This window comes from Borrelia recurrentis A1, assembly GCF_000019705.1.
GTDB classification, from domain to species: Bacteria; Spirochaetota; Spirochaetia; order Borreliales; family Borreliaceae; genus Borrelia; species Borrelia duttonii.
Genome location: NC_011244.1, coordinates 871,141 through 885,871, shown reverse-complemented (window position 1 = coordinate 885,871; position 14,731 = coordinate 871,141). Strand labels below are relative to the sequence as shown.

At 26.9% G+C, this 14,731-nt stretch carries 12 protein-coding genes; 1 reads left to right on the top strand and 11 read right to left on the bottom strand.

Annotated elements, in window-relative coordinates; all coding sequences use genetic code 11:
* Position 1 precedes the first annotated feature (1 nt).
* Complete coding sequence (panF, locus tag BRE_RS04150) at positions 2–1,423, bottom strand: sodium/pantothenate symporter (RefSeq protein ID WP_012539187.1); 1,422 nt, start codon at positions 1,421–1,423, stop codon at positions 2–4.
* 242 nt (positions 1,424–1,665) lie between these two features.
* On the opposite strand from panF, the gene coaBC reads away from it, so the two are divergent.
* Complete coding sequence (gene coaBC / locus BRE_RS04140; protein ID WP_041178207.1) at positions 1,666–2,841, top strand: bifunctional phosphopantothenoylcysteine decarboxylase/phosphopantothenate--cysteine ligase CoaBC; 1,176 nt, start codon at positions 1,666–1,668, stop codon at positions 2,839–2,841.
* Here the strand turns inward: coaBC and BRE_RS04135 are convergent.
* The 10 genes from BRE_RS04135 to rbfA all read right to left on the bottom strand — a co-directional run bounded on the left by BRE_RS04135 (position 2,835) and on the right by rbfA (position 14,716).
* The gene (locus BRE_RS04135; RefSeq protein ID WP_012539185.1) at positions 2,835–4,265 is read right to left on the bottom strand and encodes a HEAT repeat domain-containing protein; all 1,431 of its coding nucleotides are present in this window, start codon (positions 4,263–4,265) and stop codon (positions 2,835–2,837) included. The two genes, coaBC and BRE_RS04135, sit on opposite strands and share 7 nt — an antisense overlap.
* A complete protein-coding gene (gene murJ, locus BRE_RS04130; protein WP_012539184.1) occupies positions 4,262–5,785 on the bottom strand; it encodes a murein biosynthesis integral membrane protein MurJ in 1,524 nt (507 codons plus the stop codon). The genes BRE_RS04135 and murJ overlap by 4 nt, the downstream gene beginning before the upstream one ends.
* Positions 5,778–6,905 (bottom strand): tRNA guanosine(34) transglycosylase Tgt, encoded by a 1,128-nt coding sequence (gene tgt / locus BRE_RS04125; protein WP_012539183.1) that lies wholly within the window; start codon positions 6,903–6,905, stop codon positions 5,778–5,780. Before tgt ends, murJ begins: the two co-directional genes overlap by 8 nt.
* A 17-nt stretch (positions 6,906–6,922) precedes the next feature.
* The gene (locus BRE_RS04120) at positions 6,923–7,990 is read right to left on the bottom strand and encodes an LptF/LptG family permease (RefSeq protein ID WP_041177757.1); all 1,068 of its coding nucleotides are present in this window, start codon (positions 7,988–7,990) and stop codon (positions 6,923–6,925) included.
* Complete coding sequence (locus tag BRE_RS04115; RefSeq protein WP_012539182.1) at positions 7,987–9,276, bottom strand: LptF/LptG family permease; 1,290 nt, start codon at positions 9,274–9,276, stop codon at positions 7,987–7,989. Before BRE_RS04115 ends, BRE_RS04120 begins: the two co-directional genes overlap by 4 nt.
* Positions 9,251–10,762: a hypothetical protein gene (locus tag BRE_RS04110; protein ID WP_012539181.1), complete on the bottom strand. Its 1,512-nt coding sequence runs from the start codon at positions 10,760–10,762 to the stop codon at positions 9,251–9,253. The genes BRE_RS04115 and BRE_RS04110 overlap by 26 nt, the downstream gene beginning before the upstream one ends.
* 9 nt (positions 10,763–10,771) lie before the next feature.
* A complete protein-coding gene (gene pnp / locus BRE_RS04105) occupies positions 10,772–12,925 on the bottom strand; it encodes a polyribonucleotide nucleotidyltransferase (RefSeq protein ID WP_012539180.1) in 2,154 nt (717 codons plus the stop codon).
* A 13-nt stretch (positions 12,926–12,938) separates the two neighbouring features.
* Positions 12,939–13,205: a 30S ribosomal protein S15 gene (rpsO, locus tag BRE_RS04100; RefSeq protein WP_014696616.1), complete on the bottom strand. Its 267-nt coding sequence runs from the start codon at positions 13,203–13,205 to the stop codon at positions 12,939–12,941.
* A gap of 296 nt (positions 13,206–13,501) precedes the next feature.
* A complete protein-coding gene (gene truB / locus BRE_RS04095; RefSeq protein WP_012539179.1) occupies positions 13,502–14,347 on the bottom strand; it encodes a tRNA pseudouridine(55) synthase TruB in 846 nt (281 codons plus the stop codon).
* Between the two features lie 9 nt (positions 14,348–14,356).
* Positions 14,357–14,716: a 30S ribosome-binding factor RbfA gene (gene rbfA / locus BRE_RS04090; protein WP_025400981.1), complete on the bottom strand. Its 360-nt coding sequence runs from the start codon at positions 14,714–14,716 to the stop codon at positions 14,357–14,359.
* Positions 14,717–14,731 lie beyond the last annotated feature (15 nt).

The following is a 14,731-nucleotide window of genomic DNA, read 5'->3' as shown; positions in this document are numbered from 1 at the left end:
ACTAAATTTTACTACATTTTTTACAAATAAAATTAACTATCAAAAATGAACATATCGAAATAAAAAATGAAGGAACAATAGGATGAACATCATATATACTTACTTTATCACAAAAAATTATCAACAAATAACTCAAAAGCCCTGTAAACTGAGAAATAAAAGCTGATATCTTACTTACAAAATTAAAATAAAGACCAAAAACAATAATAGAAAAAAATGAAACTTCTAAAGCTCCAATCGCAAAAATATTTATAAAAAACAAAAAATCAGGTGGAGTTAAAGATAACCAAACTATTATTGACATAAAACAAACATTAGAAATAATGGTAATCCTTTTAACTCCTATTTTATCACCAATATTTCTACTTAGTAACAATATTACCTTAACTAAAGTAGAAGACATTAAAAGAAGTCCTGAATCTATTGTAGACATTATAGCTGACACAAGTCCTACAAAAAAAAATATAAATACATTGGGATTTAATACTTTTAATGCTATATCCAAAATAACTTTATCATTTGCCGCTAAGTTAGGAAAAATAACAAGTGAAAAAAAACCTATTAAATGCATAATAACAATTAAAAATCCTATCATAAAAGTAACAATAGGAAGAGAATATCTAATTGTTTTTACATCTTTAAAGGCTATAAAATTATTAACAAATTGTGGCAATCCCAACATCCCAACTCCTATTAATATCCAAAAAGAAATTATATAGCCTATTTTTAAATCCAAATTTGATGGTAATAATAAATCCTCCCTCAGTCCTAATTGAGCCATTCTAAAAAGATCACCAATCCCATCGCCCAAATCAATTAATTTTGCAAATAATAACACAGATGATATGATCATTAAAATTCCCTGTATCAAATCCATATATGCTATCATCTTAAATCCACCAAAACACACATATAAAAAAACAAAGAGAGCAAAGCAAATAAGAGAATCAATATAATTAATTTGAAAAAAAACCTCTAAAAGTTTAGCTCCTCCCATAAGTTGAGCCGAAATTAAAAACAAAGAAAAAAAAATTAATATAACACTACTAATTACAACTAAAGAACGACTAAAATATCTATACCCAATATAATCAATAATATTTATAGCATTAATTTTTTTAGACTCCAAGTTTAATTTCTCTCCAACAATAACAAATGAAATTAAACTTGTAGGAATTTGAATAACTGCTAAGAATATAAAAGACAATCCATATCTATAAACAGCCGAAGGTCCTGAAATAAAACTGCTAGCACTAACATAAGTAGATGCAACAACCAATGCCATTACAAAAAAATTCAAACCGCGATTTGCAAGAAAATAATCACGTAAAAATACTTTTTCCTCTTTTTTCCCTCGAAACAAAAAACCATACAAACAATATAAAACTAAAAAAACAAAAAATAAAACACATGCCTTAGTCATTTCTAAAAATAATTACAAAAATACATACCAATAAAAAACTAAGAAGAGGAAAAAAAATACATAATAATAAAAACCAAATAGGAATATTAAATATAGCAATAAAAAAATAAGATAAACAAGATGCAATACACCACCAGACAAATAAAAATAAATATATGACACTTGCAAAAAATACTTTATTTATCAATAAAAATCCTTTTAAAAATATTAAATACAATTATATAATATTCTATAAAATAAATATGAAAAAACACAAAAATATATTAATAGGAGTATGCGGGGGAATCGCAGCTTATAAAGCAGCTTATATTATCTCAAATTTAATTAAAATGGGATATAACGTTAAGGTCATAATGACAGAAAATGCAACTAAATTCATTACACCCCTCACACTAGAAACTCTTTCTAAGAGTAAAGTTATTACAAACCTGTGGAATACCAATCATGAAGAAGTAGAACACATAAACTTAGCAAGATGGGCTGATTTAATATTAATTATTCCAGCAACATATAATTTTATCTCTAAAATTGCAGCTGGAATTGCTGATGATATTTTAAGCATAGTATTATCCGCAAGTAAAGCACCAACTTATTTTGCAATAGCAATGAACAACATAATGTATCAAAATCCCATTTTACAAGAAAACATTAAAAAATTACAAAAATACAATTACAAATTTATTGAACCCGATAAAGGTTTTTTGGCATGTTCTTTAAATGCTATTGGACGCCTTAAAAACGAAAATGATATTTTAAGTATCATATCAAATTCACCCATGACAAAATTACCATTAAAAAACAAAAAAATATTAATAACTGCTTCAAGAACCGAAGAAGAATTAGATCCTATTCGTTATTTTTCTAATAAATCAACAGGACAAATGGGTTTCAATATAGGTATTGAAGCACAAAATCTTGGAGCCAATGTTACAATCATTACAGGGCCAAGCAATGAAGAAACACCTTATGGAATAAATGTCATTAGAATAAAAACAGCAGCAGAAATGTACAAGGAAACAATAGATATATACAAAGAATTTGACATAATAATTGGAACCGCTGCTGTAGCAGACTTTAGACCTGATAAAATTTATAAAACTAAAATTGAAAAAAATAATATAGAAGAACTTAATATTAAATTGGTCAAAAACTTAGACATAATTGAACACATAGGAAAAAACAAAACTAAAAACCAAATTGTCATCGGATTTTGCGCTCAAAAAGATGAAATTTTAATAAAAAAAGCCAGAGAAAAATTAGAAACAAAAAATTTAGACTATATTATTGCAAATGACTTAAAATATTTTGGATCAAATGTAAATAAAATTTACATAATAAATAAAGATAAAGTTAAAAAATTTCCAGAAATGTCAAAAAAAGAAACAGCAATAGAAATCTTAAAAATTTTATATCAATAATTTACTAAAAGCCTTTTTAAATATTCTGAATTAGTTGTTTTTTTAATTTCTTTAAGTCTATCTAAAAGTAATGCTGATTTATTATAAACAGCTCCCTTAATTGCAAGATTCATTAAATTCATATTTTGACTCTCAATAATTTTAGAATAAAAATCATCAAAATTACCCTTCTTAGATGCAAATAACATAGCAATATTTACAAGAAATTTTGAAGGTTTATTAATATTTTCTTTATTCAAAAGATCTAAAGCAATAGAACGAGCAGAATGTATATCTTTATCTAGAAGATAACTAAAAACAATAAACTTAAAGTTACTCTCAACAGAAAAATCAAACACTATTTTTTGTATAGCCTCATAACCAGAACCCATATCCACTAACGCTTTACCAGAAGCTTCTCTAACTTTTGAAGAAGGATCACTTTTTATTTTATAAATTAACACCTCTTTTGAATCAATATCATTATGCTCCTTAATAGCCTCAACAGCACGAATTCTAATGTTTGCATCAGAATCTCTTAAAAAATCATGCAAAATATCTTTTGATTTTAAAGACACATCTCTTGAAAGTGCTTCTATAATAGCAAGCTTAATATTGTGATTATTATTATTATTTTGAAGATATAGATGGGCATTTTCTGTTATTTTCTCAGGAGCAAGATATGATAATGCTTTAATAGCTGAAGCCTTAATGGACGGATTTTCATAACTATCAATAGAAATTTCATAAAATCTGTCTACATAATCAATAACATTAGATTTACCAAGAGCAATCAGTATTGCTGATTTAACACCATCATTATTAGAATACTTATCGTAAACATTCATCATCTCTCTAGAATACTCAGGGGAAGAAAGTTCACCAAGATAATAAGCAGCAATAGCTACAATATTTCCTTCTTTATTTTCAAGAATATCAATAAGAGTTTTCTTTAAGTCATTCTTATCACCTAACTTTTTAAGATATAAAATTGCCAAATTAATCAAATCATTAGGATATCTATTACTTTCATAATTATTAAGAATATCATTTGAAGCATCAATACCACCTTCATACTGAAGTGACAAAAATAAGTCAAGAATTGCCCGTTTAAGATCAATATTAAAAGTTTTTTGTAATCTCTTTTCAAGTAAAGCATTGTATTCCCCATCACCTGATTTTCTAAGACTATCAATAATTTCAATAACCTGAACATCAAGTCCATAGGAAATAACATCATTTACCTGCTTTATATTCAAATCAATATCTCTAGACGTAGACTTTTTAGATGAATCACTCTCTAAAGCATCTTTTACTTTATCTTCATTTATTTTAGTTTCAGGCCTTAAAGGCAATAAAGACCTATTTGACAATGCTGGTGACTTATTCACAGAAAAAGCATTAATAATAATATAAAATAAAAGAATAAACCGTAAATACATCATGTAATATCCCTACTAATAAATTTAAAAACCCTAATAACACCAAGCAAATAATAACATAATATCAAAATAATAATGTTAACTATGCCTATAACGCTTAATAAGTAAAAATTATTAAAACTAAATCCTATATCCCACTTCAAATTTTTTAAAAAAAAATAAAATAAATATAAAGGAATAATCGAAATAAATGACTTAATAAAAACTATTATGCTTTTATTAAGTTCAAGATTCATGTCATGCCTCAACCCAATAAAATAAAAAATAATAATGCATATAATAAAAGAAACTGATTGCGCAATAGGCAAAACATTTACCGTTTGATAATACTTAATACCAAAAACTGAAATAATAATATCAATAATAGAAAAAAGAATATTAAAATATAATGGTATTTTGGAATTACGTATTGCAAAATAATATTTTTGAAATAATCCAAAAATTGAAGAAAATAATAATCCTAATAAAAAATATTGCAGCACACCAACGGTCCTTTGAGTATCATATACAGAAAATTTACCACCTGTAAGTAATAAATTCAAAATAGGAGCAGCCCAAACATACATTAAAAAAGACATTGGAACTAAAAGAAAAATTAACATATTAATTCCCTGATTAAAAATTGCATTCAAACGTTCTTTATCACCCAAAGAAGCATATTCAGACATCTTAGGAAAAATAACCGTAGCAATCGAGACATAAAAAATCCCCACAGGAAGCTGATAATAAACAATTGCATTACTTAAAACAGAAACACTTCCAATATCCAAGGTTGATGCTAGAGCAAATGAAACTTGTTGAGTAATAATTGCAAATAAGGCTGATAAAATCATATGCGACCATCTCTTTAAAAACATTAAAAATGAAGAATCATTAAAATTCAATATTGGTCTATATATAAGACCAATACAAATACAATTTATCATCTGAATTAGAAACTGTAAAATCCCACCAACAATAACCCCAATAACAGCACTATATATACCATATTGGCTATAAAAAAAATATATGCTTAATATAATGCTACAAGAAAGCATAACAGGAGAAAAAGACGGTATAAAAAAAACTTTATAAGAATTTAAAACCGATGCAAATATAGATGACAAACTTATTAGCAATATATAGAGTATTAAATAATTAAATATATAACTGGCTAAATCCAAATTACTATCTCTGTAAGAAGATACTAAATACATAATTTGCTTAGAAAAAAAAACCATAACACAAATAATAAAACTAATAATTATAATATTAAAAGTGATAACCCGCCTAAAAAAAACAATAGCATGCCTATCAGATTTCTGTTTTTCATGAGTAAATTCAGGCATAAAAGCTGAAGTCATAGCACCCTCAGATATGATCTTTCTCAAATTATTGGGAATATTAAAAACATAATTAAAAATATCTGCTTCAATATTTGCACCAAAATAATAAGAAAACACTTTTATCTTAATAAAACCCATTACACGAGAAAAAAAAATTGCAATCATAACAACAACTGTTGAAATAACATCTCTACTCATTCAAATTACCTTCATCATACTTATCCAAATAAAGCTTTCTAAATTTTACAAAATTATCATTCATAATTGCATTTTTAGTCTTGTTAATTAGTCTAAACATATAATGAATGTTGTGCTCACTAGCTAACATAACTCCAAGTGCTTCTTCTGATTTAAATAAATGCCTTAAATATCCCCTTGAATATCTCGTACATAACGTACAAGAACATTCTCTTTCAACAGAACAAGTATCAAAACAAAATTCAGCTCGATTAATACGAAGTATTCCATTATCAGTCAAAAGTGAACCATGTCTAGCAATTCTTGTAGGATTAACACAATCAAAAATATCAATCCCATTATATATTGCATCTAATATATAATGAGGAGTACCAATACCCATTACGTACTTTGGTTTATCTTTAGGTATTAGTGAAGAATTATATTCAAGAATTTCTAAATATCTATCTCTTGGTTCCCCAACAGATATCCCACCAATCGCAATACCAGGACTATTTAATTCCAAAATTAATTCAGTGCTTCTTTTTCTTAGATCTTTAAAAAAATTACCCTGCGTTATTAAAAATAAAAGACCCTCATACCCCTCTTTTCTATTTTTATAAGCACACAATGTACGACGAGCCCAAGAAGTTGTAATATTTGTATACAAACTTGCCTCATCATAATCAATACCATAAGGACTACAAATATCAAGAGCCATAATAATATCACTCTCAAAAGTCTCTTGCATACTAAATACACTCTCAGGTGTAAAATAGTGTCTAGACCCATCAATATGAGATTTAAAATCTACCCCTTCATCCTCAATTTTTCTAAAATTAGATAAAGAGAAAACTTGAAAACCTCCAGAATCTGTCAAAAAATTTTTATTCCAAGTCGTAAAATTATGCAAATTTCCATATTTTTTTATTACATCAATACCAGGTCTTAAATACAAGTGATAAGTATTTGCAAGCATTAAATCACATCCCAATTTTTCAAGCACATCATGCTTTAAAGCCTTCATAACACCCAAAGTACCAACCGGCATAAAACATGGCGTTGCAACATTCCCATGAGGAAGTTCAAGTATACCAAGTCTTGCATTAGAATTTTTATCATTTTTGATAATATTAAACATAAAATCCTTAAACCCTATTATTTACATATAAGATTATAAATAACAAAATTAATAATAATAAACAAAATAGTAGGTAATGAACTTGCAATAAATATGGATAAATAACCAAGATCTGCTAAAAAATTAAAGACCATAATTGAAATAACATATACAACTGCAAATGCAATACTATTTAATAAACTCCATATAAAAATATTTTTCTTCAAAAAAAGACTCACAAAACTCACAGTAAAACTTAGTAATATTAATCTAAATGAAAAAAATATTCTATTCAATAAATCAAATAACGCATCAGAATAATTTAAATTTTCTTTTATTAAATCTCCAATCCAAGTAACAAGCTTTGAAAAATTCAATGTTTTGGAAGAAAGCATAATTATTTTAATATATCCTGGCTCTAAATTTACAATATTCTCTCCATCAAGAACTTCATAAAATTTTTCTATAACATCTAATTCTACTTTATAAAATTCTCTAACACCATAAAGCATCCACTTAGAATCAACCCACTCAGCTTTACTGATATCATATCTTTTTTTAAAATTATCATCTTGATCTTTCAAAATAATCATCAAATTAGTAATAATATGAGTTTCAACATCAAAACGTTTAATATTATAAATTTCTCTTGCAAAATCCTTAATAATTATATTTCTATCATTTGCACCTTGATTACCAATATTATTTTTAAGGAATGCATCTCTTTCTGCAACAGTATCTACAACTAAATAATTATCAAAAAAAAAGAGTATCACTGAAACAAAAACACTAAGCATAATTATTGATCTCAATATTCTAGCAATCGAAATACCACAACTAAAGAGACCTATAATTTCATTTCTCATTGAAAGATTACCAAGAAGATTAGAAACAGCAAAAAGAAAAGATAAAGCTACACCATCTGAAAAACATTTGGGTAAGTAAAGATAATAAATATAAATAATATCATTAATACTAAGATTATGTTCAAGATAATTTAAAAGGTTAGTTAATAAATCAAAAAGCACAATTAAGATTACAAAAAGAAAATTCATAAATAAAAAAGTCAGTAATATGTTATTTACAAAAATTTTATCTACTTTCATCTCTTTAGAAGTCTCAAAAATAGTATTAAACCTGCAACCATTAAAAGAATATTTGGCAAGATAATAACAAGAATAGGGTTTGGAGCATGTTGAACTGTATACACCTTTCCACCCATAAACATCGCCCAATAAAAAACACAAATAAGAATTGAAATAACAAGTTCAAGGATAATAGAATATTTTTTATTTGAATACATACCCATACCAAAAGCTAAAAAAATAAAAAATAAAACAGATAATGGCAAACTAATCTTTTGATAAAATTCCAAATAAAAAAAAGCATAACTTCTATTGGCAATAAGATCTTCATAAGGAGCATAATTTACACTCAAATTATAAACATAATTTAAATTTTCAATAATAGAATTCTCATCAAAAATATTATTCTTATCATATAAATAATTTAAATAAATATTTGCAAAATTCATATTTAAAAGATCTTCTTCCAAATAATTTTTTGTATTTAATTCTTCAACTAATTTACTTTGTCTGACAACAAGTTTAAAAACATCTCTCATACTCATCTGAGATGGGGGAACATAAGTTAACACCCAACCATCACTAAAAGTAACTTGATCTATTGAATATTTCATACGATCAGCATAAAAATAATCATAAAAGCCCTTTTCATCTTCTGTTAGAGCAATTGACAAAACATTATTTAAAATAAAATATACTTGATGATTTTCCTTTTGAATATTGAGTTCTTTTGCCATAAATATTCTGTCATAACCTTTAAGTCTAGTATTATCAAAAAAAGTCACATTTTTATAACCTGTTTCAGATTTCTCCCCCGATACAAATATCAAATCTCCATATTGCTTACTTGAATAAGGTTTCAATATTAAATGAGGTATTTCTTCTTTAATATCATTAAAAATTTTCAATCTACCAATAGATCCAAGAGGCAGTAAAAAATCATTAAGAATAAAAGAAACTAATGCAATAATTACTCCCAATTTTAAAAAAGGAGTCAATAAATTACTAATAGATATTCCAATTGATCTAAAAGCCAAAATTTCATTATTAAGTTTAAATCTATAAATAGTAAGTATCACAGAAAGCAATGCTGCAAAAGGTGGAGATAAAGCAACTACCATAGGAAGCGAGTATATAACAAAAATAAAAGCTTTAAAAAATGACACATAGTTTTGAAGAAGTATTCTCATAAAAAAAAGTATTTGATTTATGAAAAACACAAAAAGAAAAAACAAAAAAGTAATAAAAAAATACTTGCAAAATTCAGTAATTATATAAGATTCATAATTGTTTTTTAATACTCTCATTTATAAAAACCAAACCATTATTTAAAGTCCCAAGTATAACATAATCATCAAAATTTAAAATCTTGATTAAATTTAAACTAATAAGCCCATCACCAGGACCTAAATAATCCCAACTATCACTCATCGTATCATAAATTAATAAACCATGCTCAAAAGTTGCAAATAATAGTTTATTATCCCTAATTTCCATATCAAGAAAATATCCAATGCTAGAATCATTATTAATGTCATATCTTATATAAGTATGATTATCTAAATTGAGTCTAAAGAGCCCACCACCATAAGTTCCAATATAATAATAATTATTATACTTTTTGATAAAATTAATATTTTTTTCACTCTCCAGTTTACTAAAAAAATTTAAATGTTTAACATTATTAAAATCGGTTAGATCAACGCTATAAATAGATTTATTCATTGTTCCAACAAATAACAAATTTTTTTCCTCATCTAAATATAATGATGAAATTCTATTAGAATTAAGCTTAATATAAGTCCACTCCCCTCTATCAGAATAAAACCATAATCCAGAATCTAGAGTCCCAACAAAAATGCCATCTTTAGCACCTAGCAAAACCTGTATACTACCTAAATTAATTTGTAAAGGTTTTTCAACTTGTTTAACAGACCCTTCCAAATCATCAATATAATAAAGAACATTATTGCCGCCAATATATATAGAACCTCTATGCTCTGTAAAACCTTTAAGACCATTTAAAAAAATACTTTTCTTATCTTTAATATAAACTTTATATTCATTATTTTTAATATCATATCGTAAAAGACCACCAAATATATTTGCAACAAAAACATTATTTTCGAAAACAAACATATCAAAAATACTATTATCTAAAAATCCCAAAGTCTCTAAATTTAAATAATTTATTCCAAACTTATTATTTAAAAAGTTATAAATTCCAAGATCATAATCCGAATTAAGAGAAGTCTGATCAACCTCTTTCAATGCAGATATTGCACCTAATCTATCCTTAACAAAATATTTAAGTTCAGCAACTCTAAGACTCGCATGAGAATATTTATAATTTTTTAAAAAATTATCAAAATTATATTCAGAGAGATCATAAATTCCCATACTATAATTTAAATATCCAAAAAATAAATTTGCCTTTGCAACTAATTCTTTAGGATAATTTTTTTCATCAGTTACTATTTTATTCAAATAGTAACTGGCTGCACCAAAATCTTGTTTAGCATAACTCTCCCTAGCACTTTTAAAATAAGAATTCTCTTCTTGTAAAAAAGCATTACTCAAAAAGAAAGATTCATTATCTCTAAGTCCCAATAAATAATCCCTCTCCTCAATCTTTAAGTCATCAATATTCGAATCTTTATTCTCAACCATCAAATCAAAAGAAATTTCAACACCACCTTTCTCAAGAGGAATTTTAATATTTTCATTAGTAAGACATGACACAAATAAAAACAAACTTAAAAAAATAATGTTTATGTGATTTATAAATACCATAATATCCTATTAATCTCTAGCTAATTCAAGTTCAATTTTTCCAAATTTATCAATATCAGATATTCTAACTTTAACTATCTGCCCTTCTTCTAATCTTGGGAAACGCATACTAAAGCTGCTTCTATTATCTCTCCCATATCTAGAATGTCTATTACTATACCTAGAATGCCTAATATCACTACCATATCTATCATCTCTAGATCTTGACCTATTACTCAAAAACCCTTCCTTAGTAGGAGTAAGTTCAATGAAAGCTCCAAAACTGTTAATTTTTTTCACAATGCCATCATAAATTTCACCAACCTTAGGTTCCCTAACAATACTCTCTATTTTTGCCTTAGCTTTTTGCATCTTTAAATTATCAGTTCCAAAAAGAGTAATTCTACCATCTTGTTCAATTTGAACTCTAACTTCAAATTCATCTGTAATTGCTTTAACTGTCTTACCAGTAGAACCAATCACAAGAGAAATTTTATCAATATCAATTTGCAATTGAACGATTTTAGGAGCATTCACAGATATATCACCTCTTGAACTTGAAATAACAGAATCCATAATAGATAAAATATGCATTCTTCCAATTCGTGCCTGTTCAAGAGCATCTCTCATTAATTGTTTTGTAACATTTGAAATTTTAATGTCCATCTGAAAACCAGTAATCCCATTTTTGGTTCCTGCGACTTTAAAATCCATATCACCTAAATGATCTTCTTCTCCAAGAATATCACTCAAAATAACATATTTATCATCATTACTAATAAGTCCCATAGCTATCCCTGCAACTTGTTCTTTAACAGGAACTCCAGCAGCCATTAAAGACATACTTCCAGAACACACGGTTGCCATTGATGATGAACCATTTGATTCTAATACTTCAGATACCACTCTAATGGTATATGGAAAATCATCTTTTTTAGGTAACATAGCTTCAAGGGATCTTTGAGCTAAATGCCCATGTCCAATTTCACGTCTTCCTGTCATAAGTCTACCTGTCTCGCCAACAGAAAATGGAGGAAAATTATAATGAAGCATAAAATTAAGACGCTTATCACCATCAATATCATCCATTACTTGCTCATCAATACTTGTACCTAGCGTTGTAACAGCCAATGCCTGGGTTTCACCTCTTGTAAAAAGAGCAGAACCATGAGTTCTCTTTAAAAGATCAACTTCAGCAATAATATCTCTTATTTGTGTAGGAGTACGACCATCGGTTCTAAGATTATCCTCTAAGATTGATTTTCTAACAATTTCTTGTTCAAAATCATCACAAGCTTTATAAAAAAGAATTTCATTTTCATCATTGAGCTGCTCAAGAGAAGAAAAATGTTCATAAGCTTTCTGTTTAACTAACTTTATAGCTTTATCTCTATTAAGTTTCCCCCTTACAAAACACGCATCTTTAAGTTCAAAATAAATTAGACTTCTAAGATCATCCTTAAATTCAAAAACCTTTTCCTCATAAGCAAGTGGTAACTTTTCTCTCTCACCTATTAAATATATAAATTCTTTTTGCAAATCACAAATTTGCTTAATATAAGTATAAGCCTTATCTATAGCATCAAGCAAAATTTCTTCACTAACTTCATTAGCACCACCTTCAACCATTGTAATTCCATCTAAACTTCCAGCAACAACAATATCTAAAACAGAATCTTGTATCTCATCAAAAGAAGGATTTACTATAAACTCATCATTTAAATAAGCTATCCTCACAGCTGCAATAGGACCATTAAAAGGAATGTCTGACAAAAAAACAGCCGTAAAAGCAGCATTCATCCCCACAATATCAGGAGGATTCATTTGATCTGTAGACAAAGTTGTTGGAACAACCTGAATTTCCCTACCAAACCTTTTATCAAAAAGTGGCCTCATAGGTCTATCTATCAATCTAGAAACAAGCACTTCTTTATCTTTTGGCTTACCTTCCCTTTTAATAAAACCTCCAGGAATCTTTCCAGCAGCATAATATTTCTCATTATATTCAACAGATAAAGGAACAAAATCTAAATTTTCTCGAATTGAATCTGAACAACAGACTGTAGCAAGAACAGTAGAACCACCATAAGTAGCAAGAACTGCTCCATTTGCTTGCTTAGCTAACAAACCTGTCTCTAAAATTAAATCTTCTCTGCCTATTTTCAATTTTAAAATTTTTCTCAAAACCTACCCCTTATTACTTTCTAAGTCCAAGTTTAGATATTAAGGTTCTATAAGCTTCCAAATTCTTTTTTTGATAATATCTCAATAAACTTCTTCTCTGCCCAACTAACTTTAATAAACCTCTCTTAGAGCTATGATCTTTCTTATTATTTTTCAAATGCTCTGTTAAATACCTTATTCTATCTGTAATTAACGCTATTTGTACTTCAACTGAACCTGTATCATTCGAATTCTTTCCAAACTCTGTAATTATTTTTTGTTTCTGTTCTTTACTAATCATAAAAACGGCTCCTATACCATCATAGCAAAGCCTACAATAGACCATCTTGCTATAATTAAAATCTTCATCAGTCAATTATAATATTTTTTCACTCAAATAACAAAAGCAGTCTAAAGACTTTTTTGCTAAAAATTACATAAATCTAACTAAATCAAGTTCATTATCAATAATAACGCTAAAGAATAATATATTATAAAAACTTTATTTCAATCTTACTTATCTAAAGTACTGCAATAAAGAGCAATAATCTTGTAATCAAATAATAAAATCAACAATTATTATTTATAAATCAAATATTAAAAAATAATAATATACCTATATTTATTTAAACCAATACCACAAATTACTGCTAATATTTTCTCATTCTGAGACTTCAAAATTTTAAATTCGCCATCATTAATAGCAATATTTATATAAATACCATTTTGTATAAACCTAATCATACTATCATCAACATAAATTTTCTCAAAAAAATTTAAAGATTCTATACCAAGTAAAGAGTTATCATTAAGATTGTCAAAACAATAAGCATCACCTAATTTAAAATCACCAATTTGGGTTCTCTTAAGGCTCTTTACATAAGCACATGATCCTAAAGCACGTCCTAAATCTCTTGCTATACTTCTAACATAAGTACCCTTAGAACATTTGATCTTTAATTTTAAAATACAAAAATCAATGTTATAATCTAAAATTTCAATATCATATATATTTATCTTCCTAGCTTGCAAGTCAAAAGACTCTCCACTAAGAGCAAGCTTGTAAGCCCTTTGACCTTTAACATGAATTGAAGAAAACTTAGGTGGAACCTGAAAAATCTCACCTATTAAAGACTTAACACCAAGAACTACTTCATTAAAATTGGGAACATAATCTGTTGTATTTACTATTTTACCATTAGGATCAAGCGTATCAGTCTCAATACCAAACTCAAATTCTGATATATACTCTTTATCTAAAGATGTGATATAATCTGAAAGTTTAGTATATTTACCAACCAGAACAACTAAAAGACCACTTGCAAATTTATCAAGAATACCTGTATGTCCAATGCGACTTGTAGAGAAATATTTTTTTATAGGATAAAGAGCCTCATAAGAGGTCATTCCAACTAGCTTATTTAATAAAATAATCCCATCCATTAATTTTTACTATTCTTCACTAAAATTTAGATTTTCAATTATTTTATTAACATAAAAAGCCTTAGAAATAGTATCATCTCTTATAAAATTCAATTTAGGAGTATTTCTCACCTTAATACGCTTAACAAGTTTTCTTTGAATAAAACCTTTAGCATTATTCAATGCTTTAATAGCGTTATCAAGAGATACACCTTCTTTAATAGACCCAACAAATACTTTTGTATTAATTAAATCATTTGCAATCTCAACCCTTACAACAGTCAAAAATTCATGCACTCTAGGATCTTTAATTGATCTTGTTACTATCAAATTACCAATCTCTTGAACTAATAAACTCTCAAGTTTTGATTTTCTTATTGCTTTTTCCATACATAAACACAAACA

What these genes read in the sequence shown, in the direction of transcription:
- panF (WP_012539187.1), bottom strand. Translation starts at nt 1,423, where the DNA reads ATGACTAAGGCATGTGTTTTATTTTTTGTTTTTTTAGTTTTATATTGT.
- coaBC (WP_041178207.1), top strand. Translation starts at nt 1,666, where the DNA reads ATGAAAAAACACAAAAATATATTAATAGGAGTATGCGGGGGAATCGCA.
- BRE_RS04135 (WP_012539185.1), bottom strand. Translation starts at nt 4,265, where the DNA reads ATGATGTATTTACGGTTTATTCTTTTATTTTATATTATTATTAATGCT.
- murJ (WP_012539184.1), bottom strand. Translation starts at nt 5,785, where the DNA reads ATGAGTAGAGATGTTATTTCAACAGTTGTTGTTATGATTGCAATTTTT.
- tgt (WP_012539183.1), bottom strand. Translation starts at nt 6,905, where the DNA reads ATGTTTAATATTATCAAAAATGATAAAAATTCTAATGCAAGACTTGGT.
- BRE_RS04120 (WP_041177757.1), bottom strand. Translation starts at nt 7,990, where the DNA reads ATGAAAGTAGATAAAATTTTTGTAAATAACATATTACTGACTTTTTTA.
- BRE_RS04115 (WP_012539182.1), bottom strand. Translation starts at nt 9,276, where the DNA reads ATGAGAGTATTAAAAAACAATTATGAATCTTATATAATTACTGAATTT.
- BRE_RS04110 (WP_012539181.1), bottom strand. Translation starts at nt 10,762, where the DNA reads ATGGTATTTATAAATCACATAAACATTATTTTTTTAAGTTTGTTTTTA.
- rpsO (WP_014696616.1), bottom strand. Translation starts at nt 13,205, where the DNA reads ATGATTAGTAAAGAACAGAAACAAAAAATAATTACAGAGTTTGGAAAG.
- truB (WP_012539179.1), bottom strand. Translation starts at nt 14,347, where the DNA reads ATGGATGGGATTATTTTATTAAATAAGCTAGTTGGAATGACCTCTTAT.
- rbfA (WP_025400981.1), bottom strand. Translation starts at nt 14,716, where the DNA reads ATGGAAAAAGCAATAAGAAAATCAAAACTTGAGAGTTTATTAGTTCAA.